Source organism: Citreicella sp. C3M06, assembly GCF_018860705.1.
Taxonomy (GTDB): domain Bacteria; phylum Pseudomonadota; class Alphaproteobacteria; order Rhodobacterales; family Rhodobacteraceae; genus Salipiger.
Genome location: NZ_JAHKQA010000034.1, coordinates 28,845 through 47,054, shown reverse-complemented (window position 1 = coordinate 47,054; position 18,210 = coordinate 28,845). Strand labels below are relative to the sequence as shown.

At 63.8% G+C, this 18,210-nt stretch carries 16 protein-coding genes and 1 tRNA gene; 13 read left to right on the top strand and 4 right to left on the bottom strand.

The features are described 5' to 3' along the window. The 12 genes from KO516_RS06605 to KO516_RS06550 form a co-directional block, all read left to right on the top strand. A partial coding sequence (locus tag KO516_RS06605) for a hypothetical protein (RefSeq protein ID WP_216002999.1) occupies nucleotides 1-251 on the top strand: 251 nt, incomplete at its 5' end. Then, nucleotides 248-4,147 carry a phage tail tape measure protein gene (locus tag KO516_RS06600; protein WP_216002998.1) on the top strand — a complete coding sequence of 1,300 codons (3,900 nt, stop codon included), beginning with the start codon at nucleotides 248-250 and terminating at the stop codon, nucleotides 4,145-4,147. The genes KO516_RS06605 and KO516_RS06600, both read left to right, overlap by 4 nt. Further along, nucleotides 4,144-4,578 carry a hypothetical protein gene (locus KO516_RS06595; protein ID WP_216002997.1) on the top strand — a complete coding sequence of 145 codons (435 nt, stop codon included), beginning with the start codon at nucleotides 4,144-4,146 and terminating at the stop codon, nucleotides 4,576-4,578. Before KO516_RS06600 ends, KO516_RS06595 begins: the two co-directional genes overlap by 4 nt. After that, nucleotides 4,575-5,099 (top strand): DUF1833 family protein, encoded by a 525-nt coding sequence (locus KO516_RS06590; protein WP_216002996.1) that lies wholly within the window; start codon nucleotides 4,575-4,577, stop codon nucleotides 5,097-5,099. Before KO516_RS06595 ends, KO516_RS06590 begins: the two co-directional genes overlap by 4 nt. Then, the gene (locus tag KO516_RS06585) at nucleotides 5,096-5,494 is read left to right on the top strand and encodes a C40 family peptidase (RefSeq protein ID WP_216002995.1); all 399 of its coding nucleotides are present in this window, start codon (nucleotides 5,096-5,098) and stop codon (nucleotides 5,492-5,494) included. The genes KO516_RS06590 and KO516_RS06585 overlap by 4 nt, the downstream gene beginning before the upstream one ends. Further along, on the top strand, nucleotides 5,491-8,754 hold the full coding sequence (locus KO516_RS06580; protein WP_216002994.1) for a hypothetical protein: 3,264 nt from the start codon (nucleotides 5,491-5,493) through the stop codon (nucleotides 8,752-8,754). The genes KO516_RS06585 and KO516_RS06580 overlap by 4 nt, the downstream gene beginning before the upstream one ends. A gap of 10 nt (nucleotides 8,755-8,764) precedes the next feature. Further along, the gene (locus tag KO516_RS06575) at nucleotides 8,765-11,500 is read left to right on the top strand and encodes an SGNH/GDSL hydrolase family protein (RefSeq protein WP_216002993.1); all 2,736 of its coding nucleotides are present in this window, start codon (nucleotides 8,765-8,767) and stop codon (nucleotides 11,498-11,500) included. A 28-nt stretch (nucleotides 11,501-11,528) separates the two neighbouring features. After that, nucleotides 11,529-12,317, top strand: a complete 789-nt coding sequence (locus tag KO516_RS06570; protein WP_216002992.1) for a hypothetical protein — start codon at nucleotides 11,529-11,531, stop codon at nucleotides 12,315-12,317. A 38-nt stretch (nucleotides 12,318-12,355) separates the two neighbouring features. Continuing rightward, the gene (locus KO516_RS06565) at nucleotides 12,356-12,733 is read left to right on the top strand and encodes a hypothetical protein (RefSeq protein ID WP_216002991.1); all 378 of its coding nucleotides are present in this window, start codon (nucleotides 12,356-12,358) and stop codon (nucleotides 12,731-12,733) included. Continuing rightward, on the top strand, nucleotides 12,717-13,172 hold the full coding sequence (locus tag KO516_RS06560) for a hypothetical protein (protein WP_216002990.1): 456 nt from the start codon (nucleotides 12,717-12,719) through the stop codon (nucleotides 13,170-13,172). Before KO516_RS06565 ends, KO516_RS06560 begins: the two co-directional genes overlap by 17 nt. A 76-nt stretch (nucleotides 13,173-13,248) precedes the next feature. After that, nucleotides 13,249-13,956: a peptidoglycan-binding domain-containing protein gene (locus KO516_RS06555; protein WP_216002989.1), complete on the top strand. Its 708-nt coding sequence runs from the start codon at nucleotides 13,249-13,251 to the stop codon at nucleotides 13,954-13,956. A gap of 158 nt (nucleotides 13,957-14,114) precedes the next feature. Further along, the gene (locus KO516_RS06550) at nucleotides 14,115-14,486 is read left to right on the top strand and encodes a hypothetical protein (protein ID WP_216002988.1); all 372 of its coding nucleotides are present in this window, start codon (nucleotides 14,115-14,117) and stop codon (nucleotides 14,484-14,486) included. A 694-nt stretch (nucleotides 14,487-15,180) separates the two neighbouring features. Here KO516_RS06550 and KO516_RS06545 read toward each other — a convergent pair. The 3 genes from KO516_RS06545 to KO516_RS06535 all read right to left on the bottom strand — a co-directional run bounded on the left by KO516_RS06545 (nucleotide 15,181) and on the right by KO516_RS06535 (nucleotide 16,271). Then, nucleotides 15,181-15,501, bottom strand: a complete 321-nt coding sequence (locus tag KO516_RS06545; protein WP_216002987.1) for a DNA-binding transcriptional regulator — start codon at nucleotides 15,499-15,501, stop codon at nucleotides 15,181-15,183. Beyond that, nucleotides 15,498-15,875 carry a type II toxin-antitoxin system RelE/ParE family toxin gene (locus tag KO516_RS06540; protein ID WP_216002986.1) on the bottom strand — a complete coding sequence of 126 codons (378 nt, stop codon included), beginning with the start codon at nucleotides 15,873-15,875 and terminating at the stop codon, nucleotides 15,498-15,500. The genes KO516_RS06545 and KO516_RS06540 overlap by 4 nt, the downstream gene beginning before the upstream one ends. A gap of 322 nt (nucleotides 15,876-16,197) precedes the next feature. Continuing rightward, a tRNA-Gly gene (locus KO516_RS06535) sits at nucleotides 16,198-16,271 on the bottom strand. 183 nt (nucleotides 16,272-16,454) lie between these two features. Here KO516_RS06535 and tig point away from each other — a divergent pair. After that, nucleotides 16,455-17,786: a trigger factor gene (tig, locus tag KO516_RS06530; protein WP_216002985.1), complete on the top strand. Its 1,332-nt coding sequence runs from the start codon at nucleotides 16,455-16,457 to the stop codon at nucleotides 17,784-17,786. 97 nt (nucleotides 17,787-17,883) lie between these two features. Here tig and KO516_RS06525 read toward each other — a convergent pair whose 3' ends face one another. Further along, entirely contained in the window at nucleotides 17,884-18,210 is a 327-nt protein-coding gene (locus KO516_RS06525) for a helix-turn-helix domain-containing protein (protein WP_252737448.1), read from the bottom strand.

Sequence of the window (18,210 nt, the reverse complement as noted above, 5' to 3'; positions counted from 1 at the left end):
GCGCATGCCCTGAAGACACTCACGCGCCACACAGCTTTGAGGGCCGGGCCATTTCGGTTGCAGGTCGTGAGCTGTTCCACCAGCGCCGTATTGGCGGCGCTGGATATGCTGGGCTCGATATGCCCGCCTGCCTCGCCCTGCTGGGCGCGCAGGGAGTTCCAACCGACATCGCCGCGCTGCTGCTGCCCCATTGGGAGAGCGGTCTGCTTGAGGCCGCCGCAAAGCAGCGCGAACAGGACAGGACGACATGAGCAGATCCACCCGCGACTATAAGATCCGCCTGTCGGCATCGGGAAAGCAGCAGCTGGAAGCCGATTTGCGCGCCCTGGGTGCGTCGGGTGAAAAGAGCCTGAAGCGCATCCAGACTGCCACACGCCCGGCCAGTGCTGGTTTGCGCGAAACGGATTTGGCGGCGCGGCAGTTGCGCGGGGGCCTGGCGGCGGTTTCTGCCGAGCTGCCTGCCCTGGGGCGCTTGGCGACGTTCATGGGCGGTGCCGCCCTGGTTGGCGGGCTTGCGGCTTTCGGGCGCGGTTCGCTCGATGTCGGGCGGCAGTTCCAGGCGATGATGCAGCGTGTCGAGGCGGCAACGCAGGCGAGTGAAGAAGACCTCGACCGCCTTGGCGGTTCTGCGAAGCGCCTTGGAGAAACCACGGCGTTCAGCGCCATGCAGGCGGCAGAGGCGATCGAGGTTCTGGCCAAGAACGGTGTTTCCGTTTCTGCCATTCTTGGCGGCGCTCTCGACAGTTCGGTTATGCTGGCCAGCGCGTTGGGGTCAGAGGTCGCGCCAGCGGCGGACTTGGTCACCGACGTGATGCAGCAGTTCGGCCTGACCGCCGATCGCCTACCCGACATTGTTGATCGGCTGGCTGGCGCAGCCTTCACCAGTAAGTTCGGCTTTGACGATCTGCGACTCGCGATCGCGCAAGCGGGCGGCGTGGCCGGATCGACCGGCGTCGAGATCGAGGATTTCCTGACCACTTTGTCGGCCACGGCGGCGAGCTTTGCGTCCGGGTCCGATGCAGGCACATCGTTCAAGACGTTCTTGCAGCGCCTGGTCCCGGAGTCTGCAAAGGCGGCGGGCGTGATGAAGCGCCTCGGGCTGGAGTTCTTCGACGCCAACGGCAACATGAAGGACATGGCGTCGATCGCCCAAGAGTTACAGGACGGCCTCGCCGGTCTGGATGAGGCGTCAAAGCTGGATGCGCTGAAAACCGTGTTCGGCACCGACGCGATCCGCACGGCGGCGTCCCTGGCAGAGCAAGGCGCGGCAGGGTTTCGGGACCTGGCATCGGCCATCGGTGACGTTTCAGCGCAAGAGCAGGCGGAGGTTCGTCTGCGCGGGCTTGATGGTGCGCTGAAGGAGCTGGCGGCGGCTTGGGAGGCCTTGCAGCTGGAGGCGGCGCAGAATGGCGGGCTCGATGTCGCAGAGAAATTCACCCGCCGCCTCACCGAGGCGCTGCGCTATCTGACCGAGAACTTTGCCGAGGTCGAAGAAATAGCCGAGCGCGTGGCGCAGGCCTTGACGGTTTACCTGGTCGGGAAGGGTATGACGCTGGTCATCGCGAAGGCCGTTGCGACACGCGCCGCAATGATCGACCTGGCCGGATCCGTGTCTGGCGTCGGCACAGCTGCTGGTCGTGCTGTTGGGCCGCTGACGCGGCTTGGTGTCGCGGCGCGCGTGCTTACAGGCATGATGGGCGGGCCGCTGTCCCTTGCGATCACCGCTGCCTCACTGGTTGCATTCGGGATCGACACTGATGTCGCCGCCGACGCTGTCGGCCGGGCTGACATCGCTGCGACGAAAGCGGCGGATGCTCTGGACGCATATCAGGCGGCATCGAAGCGAGCGGCAGACGAACAGAAAGAGCTTGGTGGTGCCGTTTCAGAAGCTACGCAGGCCATGCTTACCCAGTCGAAGGCCGCGCTTGCACAGTCGCTGGAGGATGCTGAACGCGAGCTGCGCCGTGCGCAAAAAAGCATGAGCGGCGCATTTTTCGATGGCGATGGATTTGACGATTTCGCGGCGCGCTATCGAATTTTGTTCCGGACGAATTTGCAAACAGGTTTGCCGGAGGGGCCTCGGAACAGATTTCTGACCGACCTTGCCGAGATGGCGGATCAGGCATCTCGTATGGAGGTGTCCGGGCAAGAGTTCTGGGATGCATTCACAAAGGTTCAAGCGGTCGGGCCGGGATTCGAAGATCTCCGCAATGGTCTGGCGGAAATTCTCCAGGCTACCGGTGACCTTTCAGACAGCGCTGCACTGGACAAGGTTCGTGACGTTGCTGCTGCGACGGGGATCTTTGCGGATCAGATCAGTGAAATCGACCTAGCGGAAGGGGAGGCAGAGATCCGTGCCGCCTACGGCACACTCTTGGAGGTCATGGACGAAGCGCTCATCGCGGGGCGTCAGCTTCGTCAAGAGCAGCTGGAGGGGTTCAGGGCGAACGCGGAAGGGCTGGCTGCGGCTGAGGAAGGCGTCGTCGATTTGCGCGAACGCGAGGCAGAGCTGCTTGAGACCAGCCGCGACATCGCCGCCGAACAGCCCTTTGATGCGACTGCTGCCAGCGCCAGGGATGCCGCCAAAGAGGTCGGCAAGCTGCAAGGCGTTTATGAGCAGTATCAGCGCAGCCGGGAACAGGGTGCAGCGCTGGCTGAAGCAGGCGCGTCTGCCCCGCCAGCCGTCGCCCAGGAGGGTATGCGCGCCTTTATCGCCCATCTTGAGGGAACAGCGGTCGGATCGCACCCGTCGGCCAAAGGCTACAACACCACCCTTGATTATGATCGCTACACCGGCCCGCAGAACCTGACCGGCATGACGTTGGACGAAATCCAGCAGTTGCAGGGTCGGATGCTGGCGCACCCTGACAACCCGCATAACAGCTCGGCCGTGGGGATGTATCAGATCGTCCGCAGCACGCTGCGCGGCCTGATGTCAGAGATGAACCTGTCGGGCGATGAGCTGTTCACTGGCGACCTGCAAGATCAGATGGCTGATCGCCTGATCGCGCGCCGGGGGCGCAATCCCGCAGCGCTACGTCAGGAGTGGCAGGGGTTGAACCGGGCAGGCGATTCCGACATCCTCACAGCCTATGACGCCGACAGCGCGGGCCGGATGCAGTCGATTTCGGCGCAGGATTCGCAGATTGCCCAGTCCGCCCGCGACCGCAGCAGCACGCTGCAGCAATTGCTTGAAGTCGGTGACCAGCAAATCGCCCAATTGCGACTTGAGGCGGAGCTTACGGGCAAGTCGATCGAGGAGCAGGCGCGGCTGACGTTCCAGCATGAAGCGCTGCAGCGGGCCAAGCAGGCTGGGCTTGATGTCGACACGGCGCTGGCCGCCGATGGGCGGACGCTCCGCGAAGTGATAGATGAGCAGGCTGCGGCGTGGGGGCGGCTGGCTGCTGCGAAGGAACGCGACGCTGGCGCCTCGGATAGCGCAAGGGAACGCCTTGAAGAAGAGCAGCAGCGCATCGAGGCGCTGACGCAGCAGATCGCCGGCATTGGCGACAACCTTCGGAATGATGGCGGCTGGCAGGGGTTCCTTGACGACTTCGGCCAGATGTTCCTCGACAAGCTCTGGCAGGTGCTGACCGACCCGGTTTGGGAAATGCTCGCTCAGAAGGTCGACGGCTTGTTCCAGGGCTTTGAGGGGGCGATGTCTGGCGGCGGGGGCGGCAGCAGCTGGCTGGGCGACATCGTGTCCGGTATCTTTGGCGGCGTTCCCGAACGGGCCTCGGGGGGTGGTTTCAAGAATGTCGGGCGTGTGGCAGGGCTTCTGGATGGCCCCGGCGGCAAGCGCCAGGACAATCTGATCGCGAAGGTGTCGCGGGGTGAGTTCGTCCAGCCGGCCTCGGCGGTCGACTTCTACGGGGCGGATTTCATGGAGGCCGTCCGCAATCGACGTATTCCCAAGTTTGCGGATGGGGGCATGGTGGGCGGTGCGGCTGCTGCGGCCACTCCCAGCGGCAGCATGGGCATCAAGTTCACCACGATCAACCAGGCGTCTGACATTGTCGAAACCTTCCAGCGGGAAACTCCGTCCGGACCGGTGCAGACCATTCGTCTGCGCGAAGACTTCCAGCGCACGTTGAACGGCCTCGGCGCATCGCCGCGCCTTAACAGAAAGCCGAGGAGAACCGGATGATCACGGGGCCTATTTTCCCTGCGGAGCTGCCGCATCCGCAATCGTCCAACTACAGCGCGCAACGGGCAGACGGGCGGCGCATGACATCCTTCGATGTCGGCCCGCCCAAGCCCACGCGCGGTCACCGGGCACTCTGGACCACGCATAGCCTGACGTATCGCCTGACGCCGGATCAGGTCGAGATCCTTGAACGGTTTTATATCGACACGCTGGCTGATGGGGTTGGGCAGTTCTGGATGCCACACCCGACCAAGCACCTCCAGCCGTGGGCCGACGAAACCGGGGAGTCGATCACCGACGAGAACGGCAAGGTGATCCTGCTCAGCGATTACATGCGCTGCACCTGGGGGGAACCGCCCAAGGTCGCGAACGACAAGAACAAGATTGACCGCTCCGTTTCCTTCACCGTGATCGAAAGGCCGCGCCTATGACCCGCAATCTGTCCCACGCCGTACGCGCCGCTCAAGACGCAACGACCTCTGACGTGGTGCAGATCGTCCTGCTGCGGATCACCCACCCGGATCTTTCGGAGCCGCTGCGCCTGACGCTGACCCCGCACGAGCTTGTTTCTGAGGAGCCCGAGATCTTCGGCGTCTACTCGGACTGGGAGGGCACCGAGCAGCTTTACACGGCCGTTCAGGCTGGCGCGGAAATGCCCGGCGACGATGAGGGCGACATCCCGGAGGCGCGCGTCAGCCTGCAAAACACGCCCGAACTGATGGATGCGATCCAGTCCTTCACCTCGCCGAAGCCCGTGGTCGATTGCGTGGTGGTCAGCAGCGCCGACACCAACAACGTCGAGGGCGAGTGGCTCGGCCTGCGCATCGTTGAAACGCCGTTCGACAGCTCCACAGTCGAGATCCGGGCGAACCTCGCGCACATCATGGAGGAACCGGCGGTGCAGCACGTCATGACGCCCGCCCGTGCGCCGGGGCTGCGCGGGGCAATATGACCTTCTCCAGCTTCGTCGGCATCCCGCATCTGGACCTCGGCCTAACGCGGGCCGGGGCCGATTGTTACGGTCTGGTCTGGCTGGTCTACGCCGAGGCTCTGGGGGTCGAGCTTCCACGGCATGACTGCATCGTGGCCGCCGAGACGCCCCCCGCTGAACGCGCCGCACACATCGCCGGGGGGCTGGCTTCCGGCCCGTGGCGCCGGGTCGAGCAGATCCGGCCCTTCGACCTTCTGCTGTTCAACGTCAGAGCGCAGGGCGATCACGTCGCCGTCGCGGTGACGCCTCGCCTGATGCTGCACAATCACGCGCGCTCCCAGTCCGCGATTGTCGATTTCAACGTAACGCCATGGCCCCGCCGCTTCGCGGGCGCTTATCGCCACGAGAGCCAATGATCCACGTTTCAGCCGTTCCATCCGTCGCGCCAGACCAGGCGCGCACCATCAATGTGCCTGATGGCAGCACCGTGGCGCAGATCGTGCGCGCGGCGTTCCCCGCGACGGCCAAGGAGCTTGCACCGCGCCTCGTGGTCGAGATCCTGACGGGCCGTCATGCCGGCGTCGTGGACCGGACTGATTGGGCAGGCGTCACCCCGGAGGCTGGCGCGGCGGTGCTGGTGCGCCTCACGCCGGGGGATCCTGTCACCGCATGGCTGACCAGCACCATTGCCACCAGCTTCGGCGTAGCCTCGACCACATCCTTCGCATATTCGGCAATCTCGGTCGGCGTCGGTCTGGCGACATCGGCGCTGATTTCGGTCGCGATCAACGCCCTGACGCCGCAACCAGAGATCCGCGACCCTGAAAGCTATGACGCGACCTATGCGCTGAACGGCTGGCAGAACCGGGCCACGCTTGGCTCGGCGTTCCCGCTGGTGATGGGGCGAACCCGAATGGCTCCGGTCTATTTCCAGATGCCTTACCGCGAGGTTGTCGGACGGTCGCAATACCTGCGCGCCGGGCTGACCTGGGGATATGGGCGGCTCGACATTTCCGACCTGTGGCTGGGCGACACGCCGATGGAGGATTACTCCGGCATCGAATACGAGATCCGCGAAGGCGTGGAGGGCGATCTGCCCGTCACGATCACGCCGGAGGTTGTCGTGCCGGTGGCGGAAGCCATCACGCTCAAAGGGCCGGATTACGAGGATGATCTGGGCTATGAGACGGACGAGCTGTTCTACCATTCGGTCAAGCGGTACACCGACACAGACACGGAACAAATCTCGCTGATCTTCGCCTTCCCGAGCGGCCTAGCCAATCTGGACAAAGACGGGACGCACAAACAGACCACCGTGCGGGTGCAAGTCGATCTGCGGCTCTACGCTGACCGCGAGGACGATGAAGCGTGGATCGACGCGGGCGAACTGGCCTTCACCGACGAGTATCTGAACCCGGTCTATTTCCAAGAAACCATCACCCCGCCGAGCGCGGGCAAATGGCAGATCCGCCTCACGCGCACCACCGAGCAGGGCGACAGTGATGACGAGCTTTCCGATCTCCAATGGATCGAAACGCAGAGCATCCGCAAGCGCCACCCGTTCGATCCGCCCGCGCCGATGGCGCACATCGCCGTCCGGGTCGAGGCGGGCGAGCAGCTGAACGGACAGATCAGCGCGCTGACCGGCGTTGTGCAGCGCTATGCCCCGTGCTGGACCGGAACGGATTGGGAGGAGGGCCTGACCGAGAACCCGGCGGGATCGCTGATGGCCTACCACCAGGGGCCGTGGCTGCGCAGCCCGTCAACGGAGGACGGGATCCGGCTCGATGACATGCAGGCGCTCTGGGAGTTCTGCGAGGCCAACGGCCTGACCTTCAACGGCAGGGTCGATGACGCAAGCTCCTTTCCCGAAGCCTTGGCGCGGATCGCGGGTGCCGGGCGCGCATCGCCGCGTTATGACGGCGCGCGGCACGGCGTTGTGATCGACCGGGCAGATGATGACGCGAACCCGATCTGCGACCACATCAACGCGGCGAATAGCTGGGGCCTAAGCGGCACCCGCGAGCCGCTGGACCCGCCCGACGCGGTGCGCGTCCAGTTCCTCAACGCGGAAGACGATTTCGGGATCGCTGAAATTACAACCCTCTGGCCGGATTTCGAGGGCGATCCGGATGTCATCGAGGAGTGGGAGCTTCCCGGAAAACTCTACCCGCGCGAAGTCGCGATTGAGCTTTACCGGCGGATCCTTGAAGCGATCTATCGCCGCTCGACGTGGCGGGTGATGCAAGAGGGACCGCTGCGCGTGGCGACACGCGGGAGCCGGGTGAACCTGTCGCATTACATCCTGTCGTCTAAGCAGATTTCGGCGCGGGTGGTCGATGTGGTCGGCAACGCGGTCCTGATCGACCAGCCGGTGACGATGGAGGCGGGCACCAGCTACGTCCTGCACTGGCACATGACCAGCGCCGCCGATGTGCGGGGTCAGGCTGTCGTGACCATCGTTCGTCCGCAGGAGGGCGAGACGCAGACGCTCGGCCTGAAAGGCTACATCCCGCCCGCTGGAACGTCCGTCACCTTCGCGCCCGCAACCGAGACGATCCGCACATGCCGGGTGCTTGGGATCGTGCCCGGCGAGGATGGCACGGTTGAGCTTCGGCTGACCGAGGACGCGCCAGAGATCGACACGGAGCTGGCCGACTACGAGCCGCCCGAGTTCAACACGGTGGTCGGCCAGCCCAGCACGCCGGGAGACGCACCAAGCCAGCCGCTGATCCGAAACATCTGGACCGACACGCTGGATGGGGTGCTTACCGTGTTCGTGTCGGTGCGGATGGCTGCAAGCGATACATCCACGATTTCCGGCTACACGGTCGACTATCGCCTGTCAGGGGCGGCGGGCTGGAGTTCCGCGGGCCTCGGCGGGACTTCGGGCTCCATCCAGATCACCGGCTACTCGGTCGGGGATGAGATTGAAGTCCGGGCAGCGGCGCAGGCATCCGGCGGCGCGTGGTCCGAGTTCACCGATACGATCTACTACACGGTGGGCGAGGAGCTTGAGGCCGCGCCGAACGCGGTGCCGTCCGACAGCGTGACGATCAGCGGGGAGCTTGGCCGCGCCGTCATCACGGCATGGGCTGGCGGCACGACCAGAACCGCCGACGTGTTCCGCACGGCGTCGGGCGGCACGTTCGATGACGACACGGATTATATCGGGACGATCAGCTTTGCGAGCGGTCAGACGCAGACCTTCGTGGATGGCGGTGCCGAGACATCCACGAAGGTCGAGATTTCCGGCATGAGCGCCGCCGCGTCGTGGAACATATCCGGGAACAGCGCCACCCACACGGCTGGAACTGCTGATCGACTGTTTGCTCCCCTAACCACCTACATCAATGACGTGGTGCGCGGGGCCATCACCATTTCGGGCCGCACGGCGGGCGATGTGGAGATCCGCATGGTCGATGGCAGCGACGTTGCGTCTGGCGGGATCTTCGAAAGCAATGGCGTTCATTACTTCGAGTTTGACCCGCAGGGACACGACGCCTTTGAGGTCTACGCATCGGCCCCATTCGACGGCACCGTTTCCGATCTACAGGTCTTCAAGGAAACCAGTTCCAGCGCGCCACAAGGCGCCTGGGAATACCGCCTGCGGGCGGAAAACAGCGACGGGCTGACGGCTGGGATCAGCGGCCCTTACACCACCACCATCATCTGAGGACGGGGCAATGACTGACCTTGCAAACAAGGCCGTGAACAACGCGGTCGATCACTTCGTGACGATTTACAACAAGCGGGTCGCGCCGACCCCGTTCGACACGGTGGGCACGCTACTGATCTCGTCGGGGCCGGTTGCCGAGCGGCTGGATGAGATTGAGGCGCAGGTTTCGTCGGGCGAGCTGGGCTTTTCCACGTGGTCGGGCCTAAAGTCCTTCGCCGGAACCTACAACCGCCAGACAGCTAGCGTCGACAGTGGAGACGCGGGCACGCACTATGAGGCCAGTGAGACAGGATACGACGGCGCGACGGTGAATAACGCTGGGCGCTACGCATGGGTGGAGGCTTGGGGCCGATGGGACCGGATCGGTGACAGCAGCGCGGGCATCGTCGCCAGCGACCTCGCGAACCATATCAGCGACGGCGACAACCCGCACGGGGTCACGGCAGAGCAGCTTGGCCTCGATACCGCCGTTTTGTCCGCAGACCTGAAAGGCGCGACGACCAAGCCCGACCCGGTTTCTGGCGATTTCCTGTTCATCTCGGACTCGGAGGATTTTTCCAACTTCAAACGGGTGGCGGTTGCGGCGCTGCGCGAGCATTCTCGGGAGGCCTATGATCTGGTCTTCGCCACGCTGGCACAGGGCGCGCTGGCTGAGAGCGCAGTGCAGCCGGAGGATCTGTCGGCGGTGGCCGTCTCGGGCGATTACGCCGATTTGACCGGTGCGCCATCGCTGGACGCCTATGCCGCCTCTGCGGATGTTTTCGGGCGGGACGCCATCCGCCCGGAGCTGGGGGCGGCGTTTTCGTCGGAGATTGTCGGCGGAGATCGGCCAGCGATCACCAACGGGGCGCGGGCTACGACGACGCTGTTCGGCGACGTGTGGCGGCTGAATGGCTCCGACGCGGTGGATGGCTTGCAGATCATCGCGCCGCGCGCTGAAACGGCTGTCGAGGCTGGGCGGCTGTATCGGGTGCGCGTTGCTTTCGCGCGCACGGTCGATCCTGTCGATCCTGCCGGGCACTATATCACGATCAGGATGCAGAACCTGGGCGGCGCGCGGGCGGCCTTGAGCGATGTGACGATTGAGGGCCTGAACCCGACTGTCGAAGACGGGGCGCAAGACTACAGCTTCACTTTCGCTCGCCCCGGCGTGTCTGGGGCTGACTACACCGTGCCAGACTCCACCCGCTACGCCGTGCCGCACGTGCTGCTGTACGGCGGCGACCATGAGACTGATATTGCCGTGATCGAGGTGCTGGACATTACCGACACGGCGGCGACCGTGGCGGCGACTGGCGATTACAACGACCTGTCGAACACCCCCACGCTCGGCTCGGCGGCGGCGACTGACGCGGACGAGTATGCGACCGCAGCGCAGGGGGAGACGGCAGACAGCGCCGTGCAGCCCGGCGACCTCAAGGACGCGGTGGCCAAGGCTTCGCCCGTGGATGGAGACACGCTGTACGGGCAGGACAGCGAGAACGGGGATGCCTTCGCCAAGTTTGCCATTTCCGACCTTTCGGCAAAGATCGAAGCCGACGTGACGCCGAATTTCGCCACGGCAGAGCAAGGGGCGAAGGCGGATGACGCTCTTCCGTCGATCGAGGTCGCAGATGAAAGCGGCACGGTCTTTGCCGTGGTCGATGAGGATGGCCGCCGCACATGGATTGAGGCCGCGCCGGATGGCGGGCCGACGGAATATGCCGCAGAAAAGGTCGGGTCCATGCTGGACGGGGCCAACACGCCGGGCCTGCTCGGCGGCCAGTTTGTCTACGACGAGAGCGGCGTCGGCATCGCTTTCGTCGATGAAGACGGGCGGCGCACCGACCTCGAAGTCGGGCCGAACGGGCGCTTTACGTCCCGCGTGATCGACAACATCGCTGACGCCCTTGGCATCGAGGTCGCGACGACCACCCCCGCATCGATCACCTGCCTTGGGGATAGCCTCACTGCGGGGTCGGGTGGCGGGGGCACTACGTACCCGAGCGTCCTCGCTACCATCACGGGCCGAACGGTCAACAACCTCGGGGTGGGCGGCGAGGGATCGCGCACCATTGCGGGCCGGGTCGGGGCGCTGCCCTACCTCGTCACGCCTGACGGTGATGAGATCCCGGTGTCGGGCGGGGTCACTGTCACGCTGACCGGCGCAGACGGGGGGGCGGTTGCGCCGTTGCTGCAAGGCTCGGCGGGAATCAATCCCTGCACCCTAGCCGGGGTCTCGGGCAGCTTGAGCTATTCCGGCGGCACCTACACGTTCACGCGCAGCACGGATGGCGACGCGGTGAGCGTTCCCCGCCCTGCCGCCTTGATCACTGCGGCGCAGGCCCGAAGGGACGACATTTTCATCCTCTGGATGGGCCAGAATGATGGCGTGAACGATGCCGAGGAAATCATCCGCCGCGAGCGGGCGATCATCGAATGGCTCGGAGAGAACCATAGGAAATGGTTGGTCTGCGGCCTCACGACCTCGACCATCAGTTACCGCCAACCGATGCACGACCAGTTCTTCAACGAGTTCGGACGGCGGTTTGTGAACCTCCACGAATACCTCGCAAGCTTCGAGGCTCTTGCCGAAGCTGGCATCACCCCGACCGCCGAAGACGAAGAGGACATTGGGCTCGGGATCGTTCCCGAAAGCCTCCGCGTGGACGACACCCACTTCAACGCTTCGGGATACACCCTGATCGCAAACTGCATTGCCGCCCGCATCGAAGAAATGGGCTGGCTGGAAGAGGACCAATAACATGGGACGCAAAATTGTACTTTCGGGCGTGACGCTGACCGATACCAGCGCGCCGATCATCGGAAACGACGCGCGGCTGACGCCCGGATCGCTGATCTTGACCGATTTCACGCACTCGATGACCGCATCCGGCGTTCCCGGAGACGGCGGGACTATCGCGAATATCGCATGGGAGGAGGCCGCTGCACTGCTCGGCAGCGGCTCGCAGTCGAGTTTGGCCTCGACCTTCATCAACACGTTCCCCGGTGCGCCATACGGGGCGTTCCAACGCACGGCAAACGGCGCGCTGTTCGGGGCCGTTAGCACGACGGACCAAGGGGGCTATGCCGCGCGCATCGAAGGGGCCGCGGCGATTATGGCCTATCTCGCAGCGAACACCACGCGCGAAATGGCCTGCTTTATCTGGGCTGACGTTGAGCGCGTCTCGTCTTCGACGGGCAACCTGTATACGACCGGCATCGGCAACGGCGCCGGTTTTTCGACCAGTCGGTTGATGATCGGGGGGTTGGAAAACTCGCTCGGCACCGAGCGGAAGGCCATTTCGGCAAGCGGCTGGTCGGGGTCACCGAACGCCAACGCCTCGCTGAATGCGATCTATGAGGCGGCGTGGGGCAACATCCCGCCCTACAACAGCCTGAACTCCAACGTCGGGCAGAGCTTCATCCTCTATCAATATCACCTCATCGACGTTGCGGCGTCTGGCAAGACCTTTGCCGAGCTGGATGCCGCAGACGAGGCGGCCTATGCCGCGTTTTTCGCGGAAGGCGGCCGGGGCTACGGCGACAGCCGGACGCTCGACCTGACTCAATACCCGTAATCCGGCCCAGAGACCGAGCAACACGAACGGAGGGCGTCATGCCTGACAGGATACCGCCGCTCGTTGAGCTGTGGGCACACATCAAGCTGTGGCTCGGCCTTTGGCTAACGTGGCTCACGGGGGCCGCCGGGCAGGTTGCTATTGCGGGGGCCGCCGGGGGCGCTGTGCGTTGGTGGATGAACGAGCGGCGTCGCATCGCGAGCGGTATCGGCTCGGTCATCACCGGGGCGATCTTCGCGCAGTATTTCGCCCCGATCACGCTCGCGATCATGAACAGGTACATCGGCCCTCTGGGGGATGGCGCCTATGCCACCGCCGCCTTCGCGGCCGGCCTCGGCGGAATGTCGATCGCAAAGATCATTATCGCCGCCGTTGAAGCCGGCGCAGGGAAGCTGAACCATGAAAAGCAGGACTGAGAGGGCTGCGACAGCGGCGACCAGACAGGCAGCAAGGGAAGGGCGCATCTGGTTGTTGATGGCACCGATCCTAGCCCTGATCTGGGTGTTCTCCCCGGGAATTGAGACAAGGATCTGGCCGGTCGTCACGCCCGCCGCAATCGTGGCGACCGAAGATCTCGGAGGGGGGTGGTCTCGGGTGGAACTCGAGGCCGAGAAGTTGCGCGATTGCGACTGGCGGTCGGTGGAATGGTTTCTCGGCGCGAGGGGTGCGAACGGCCCATCGGTTCAGGCCTACTTCGCGGACCCGCCACGAATCCGGGAGCGTGGCGTGTTGCGCTGGAAAGATCTGCGTGTCCGCCTGCCGGAGCACCTCCTGCTGACCGGTAGCCACGGCGACGTGCTGCATCAATGCTACGGCCCAGCCCTCGGGAAAACCCGGAGTTGGTTCTACCGCTGACGTCACATCACCCCCCATCCAAATCTATACCGCCCGGCCATCGCGTCGGGCTTTTTCATGGGAGAAGACCATGCCGATGAATAGGATCATTCTGCACCATACCGGCGGCAGCTACGCCGTAAGCAATCTGGACCGCGAGCATTACCACCGGATCATCGACGGTTCGGGGGAGGTTCATGACGGGGTTCATGCCATCGCAGGGAACGCCCCGGGCCGCACCCTGACGACCGGCACCTATGCGGCCCACACGCGCGCGCTGAACACCGGCAGCATCGGCGTGTCGATCTGCGCGATGGCGAGCGCGGAATGGGGCGCTGTGGGACGGTGGGCCTATCCTGTACGCCCGGAGCAAGTCAAAGCGCTGGTGGCCGAGACGGCGCGTCTCTGCGGCCTCTATGGGATCGCCGTCTCCCGGAAGACGGTTCTCAGCCATGCCGAGGTCGAGCCGACCCTGGGCGTCTGGCAGCGCGGCAAATGGGATTTCGATTACACGCTGTTTGGCGGGACTGCCTCCCGCGATCCGGTCGCGGTTGGCGACGAGTTCCGCGCTGCGGTGCTGGCGCGCATGGTCGATCTGCCCGCCGCGCAGGACCATCCGTCACGCCCGACGATCTGGCAGGGGGCAGCCGGGCACTATGTCCGCGATGCGCAAGATGCCCTCGGCATCACGGTCGATGGGGCCTTCGGCCCGATTACCCGCGCCGCCGTGGTCGCGTTCCAGGCGCAGCACGAGCTTCTGCCTGACGGGGTGATCGGGCCGATGACCTGGGCGGCGCTGCTGTGAGCCAGCCCGATCCGCTTCGCCCCGATCCTGCCGACGACGACACCGACCGTCTGCGCGCGCTTTTTCGGGGGCGCGCATGTTGATCCCGATTACCGACTGGCGGCTTTGGCTCGCCCTCAACGCGGCTGCGCGCCGCATCACACCGAAGGAACGCGACAATGGACTTGACCAATATCCTCGCGGCGTTCGAGCCGTATCTGACCGAGCTGATTGCGGCCGCGCTGTCCGGGCTGCTGTATCAACTGCTCAAAGGCGTGGTCGAGCGAGCAACTCTGCACTCCGCGATTAAGACCGGCGTTGGCAAGGCGGTCGCCATGCTCGCTGACGGCAAGATCACCAAAGAAGAACTGATGGACTTCGCGCTGAGCTACGCGCGATTGTCCTCGCCCGGCGCGGTCAAGGGGCGGAAAGCCACGACCGAGATCATGGAAGGCATCGCCATGTCGAAGCTGAGCGAGCTTCCGACAAGCCTTCTGCCGCTTGCCTTGCCAGGGGCCAGCCCGAAAGCGGGATCGTCGCAGGATCAGTGATCCGCGCCCGCAGTTAGCGATCAGTGGGGCCTGCCCAGAGACCCCCCCGAGAGCCGGGGCATTCCGTCCCGGCGCTCAGAGCTTCAGGTGCGACCAAAACGGACGCTTGATGCACCCGGGCCACAACCTCAGCGCGCGCAACTGGTAAGATGCTTGCAAACTGGCAGATCTCCGAACCGCGCACCAGCACGACGAGGCCCGGCCATTCCAGCCGAGTCTCCGATGCTCTGCGTGTGATCAGTGGGTCATCCATCGGACGACGATAGGGCAGGGGTGGTGAGCGCCCGGTTAACGGGCTACCTGCGCGCAATGAGGCGAGGCAACTTCGCATCCCTGACATGCCGGTGCGGCCATGAGCGTGTGCTGTGCGTGCTGCCCTGATGATGGCACTCCTGCAGATGTGCCAGCCGATGCGCTGGACGAGGGCGGGCTGACGCTGCGGGGCGAGGTGCTGGCGCGGATGCGGTGCGAGGCGTGCGGGCGAAGGGGACCTGGCGTGATCTACGGTTGGAGTGGGGGAGGGTAATCGTCGGGGGGACTGATCCGGCGCGTGTCGAAGGCTAAGAGGCTGCTCGAGGACCGGAAAGCGGTCACGGGAAGCAAGGGCCGCGCAGGGAGTAATGTGTGGATGTTGGCTAAAAACACATAACCCGCCACTTGGGCGGGTTATACGTCCAGATTTTATGGTTCATCATTAGGCGGCTACCTCGCGTTCAGCCTCAGAAACGACTTCCTTCAAGATATTCCTGACAGTATCAGGCGCTACCTTAATCATCATCAGATAGGCGCGAGCTGCATGGAGCGGGCGTGAGCGCCCTTGCTCCCAATCCCGAATTTGCGTCACTGTAAAGCAAAACTCTGCGGCAAAATCCTCTTGGGACAGCCCCAGCTTGCGGCGAATGTCGCGTACATTAATGTCGGCGGGTACGAAAATACCTGCCGGTTCTTTTCTGCCTTGGGCGATTTCTTTCGCCTCTTGAGCGGCAGCGAGTAGTCTTTTCCCAGCCTTGCTCATCCTGTCTTCTCCACCAAATCAGCTATCTTCACGCGGTGGGCAGCGCGATAGCTTTCTGCCATTTCTCCCAGAATCTTCTTCATCTCGTTACGTTCCGACTGTGATACGTCGATGCGCTCACCTTTTGAAAAAACGTCCAGCAAGAACACCGGAATGTCCTCACCTGAGTAGAACGTTATCACCCTAACGCCCCCGCTCTTTCCTTTGTTCCTCAGCGGGAAACGCACCTTGCGCGCCCCTCCGGTTCCTTTGATTACGTCACCAGTTGCCGGGTTCTCGGCAATAAAGGTGACGACCTTATGGCGCTCCTCCTCAGACAGCCCAGCGTCCTTGGCTGCGGAGACGAAAGCGTGCGTCTCGATCACACACTGCATGGACTGCCTCTCGTATACGTATTCTACGTAGTATTAAGGTCCAGTTAAGCGCGCCAAGAAAATCTGTCAACAGTTGGTTTGTGCGGTCCGCTGCCAGCACATCTTCCACTGGCTGCTGACCTTTGCGCCCGATGTGCTCAGCGCAGATGCGCTGTGATAGGTGTGAGCTGCGCGTGCATCACGGGGTGGTTAGAGCCTCAGCGTGACCACCTTCGTACCATGCGCGCTGCTTAGGTAGATTCTGAAGGTGTCCCGCGACGAACTATCGCGTGGGACACAATACGCCCAATCATCTGAAATCTTGTGTGGAATTCTGTGGGATTGGAGCGGGTGAAGGGAATCGAACCCTCGTATTCAGCTTGGGAAGCTGCTGCTCTACCATTGAGCTACACCCGCGACGCCATGTGACTACTGCACTGTTCCGGCAGTGGCAAGCCCTTCTTCGCTCGCACGGCCCTGCCGCGTTGCAGCGGGCGAATCCGCCTTGCAGGCATGGCCCCTTGCGCTTAGAAGACCGCAAAATCTAATGAGCGTGGTGGGTCCCGTCCGGGCCTCGCCCAAGAAGCATAGGGAAATGGTATGCAGGTCACCGAGACTCTGAACGAAGGGCTGAAGCGCGCCTACGAGCTTGTCCTCACCGCCGAGGAACTGGACGCGAAGGTTAACTCCAAGCTCAAGGAAGCACAGCCCGAGATCGAGATGAAGGGCTTCCGCAAGGGCAAGGTGCCCATGCCGCTTCTCAAGAAGCAGTATGGGCAGCGCCTGATGGGCGAGTCGATGCAGGAAGCCATCGACGACGCCATGTCGAAGCATTTCGAAGCCAGCGGCGATCGCCCGGCGCTTCAGCCGCAGGTCAAGATGACCAATGACGACTGGAAGGAAGGCGAGGACGTTGCTGTCGTGATGTCCTATGAAAAGCTTCCCGAGGTGCCCGAGCTCGATCTGAGCGGCGTGGCGATCGAAAAGCTGGTGGTCAAGGCAGATGATGCCGCCGTCGACGAGGCGCTGGCCTCGCTCGCCAAGACCGCGCAGGATTTCAACGACCGCGCGGCAGATGCCGAAGCGCAGGACGGCGATCAGGTCGTGATCGATTTCGTCGGCAAGGTCGACGGCGAGGCATTCGAAGGCGGCACCGCCGAGGATTACCCGCTGGTGATCGGCTCCGGTTCGTTCATCCCCGGCTTCGAAGAGCAGCTGGTCGGCGTCAAGGCCGGTGACGAAAAGGCTGTCGAGGTGTCCTTCCCCGAGGAATACGGCGCCGAGAACCTCGCTGGCAAGGCCGCTGTGTTCGACGTGACCGTCAAGGCCGTCAAAGAGCCGGTCGATGCCGCAATCGACGATGAAATGGCCAAGAAGTTCGGCGCCGAGGATCTTGCCGGGCTCAAGGCGCAGATCTCCGAGCGTCTCGAAGCCGAATATGCCGGCGCGGCGCGTCAGGTGATGAAGCGCGGCCTGCTCGACGAGCTCGACAAGCTGGTCAGCTTTGAGCTGCCCCCGGCGCTGGTCGAGGCCGAGGCTGGCCAGATCGCCCACCAGCTGTGGCACGAGGAGCACCCCGAGGTTCAGGATCACAACCACGATTCCATCGAGCCCACCGACGAGCACAAGACCCTTGCCGAGCGCCGCGTGCGCCTTGGCCTGCTGCTGGCCGAAATCGGTCAGAAAGCCGAGGTCGAAGTGACCGATGCCGAGATGACCCAGGCGATCATCTCGCAGGCGCGTCAGTATCCGGGGCAGGAGCGCGCGTTCTTCGACTTTGTGCGTCAGAACCAGCAGATGCAGCAGCAGCTGCGGGCGCCGATCTTTGAAGACAAAGTGATCGATCACATCGCGGCGCAGGCCACTGTGACCGAGAAAGAAGTCACCAAGGATGAGCTTCAGGCCGCTGTCGAGGCGCTTGACGAAGAGTGATGCCGGGATGGGGTGGCCCTGCCACCCCTGACCTGACACAGGAAAAGCGCGCCGGGACACCGGCGCGCTTTTTCCGTTTCGCTACTGGCAGGGTGGCTCAGAGCGGGCGTGCCATCGCCGCGATGAGCTTGATCACCGCGCCGCGCTCTTCCTCGCCGAGTTCTCGCAGAAGGCTTGCCACGATGCGTGTGTCGCGCATCAGCGCGTCTTCGCTGGATGGGGTGTCAGGGGAGGGATCGAAGAAGGCATCGATGGGAAGCGTCAGAGCGGCTGCGATCTGGAACAACTGGGCCGCCGGGATCCGTCCTGCCCCGGTTTCGTAACGGTGGATCTGCTGGGTGTTCGCGCCAATCTTCTGCGCCAGTTCGCCCTGTGTCAGCCCCGCTGCCTGCCTGTGTCTGCGCAGGCGCGCGGCGATGCCCAT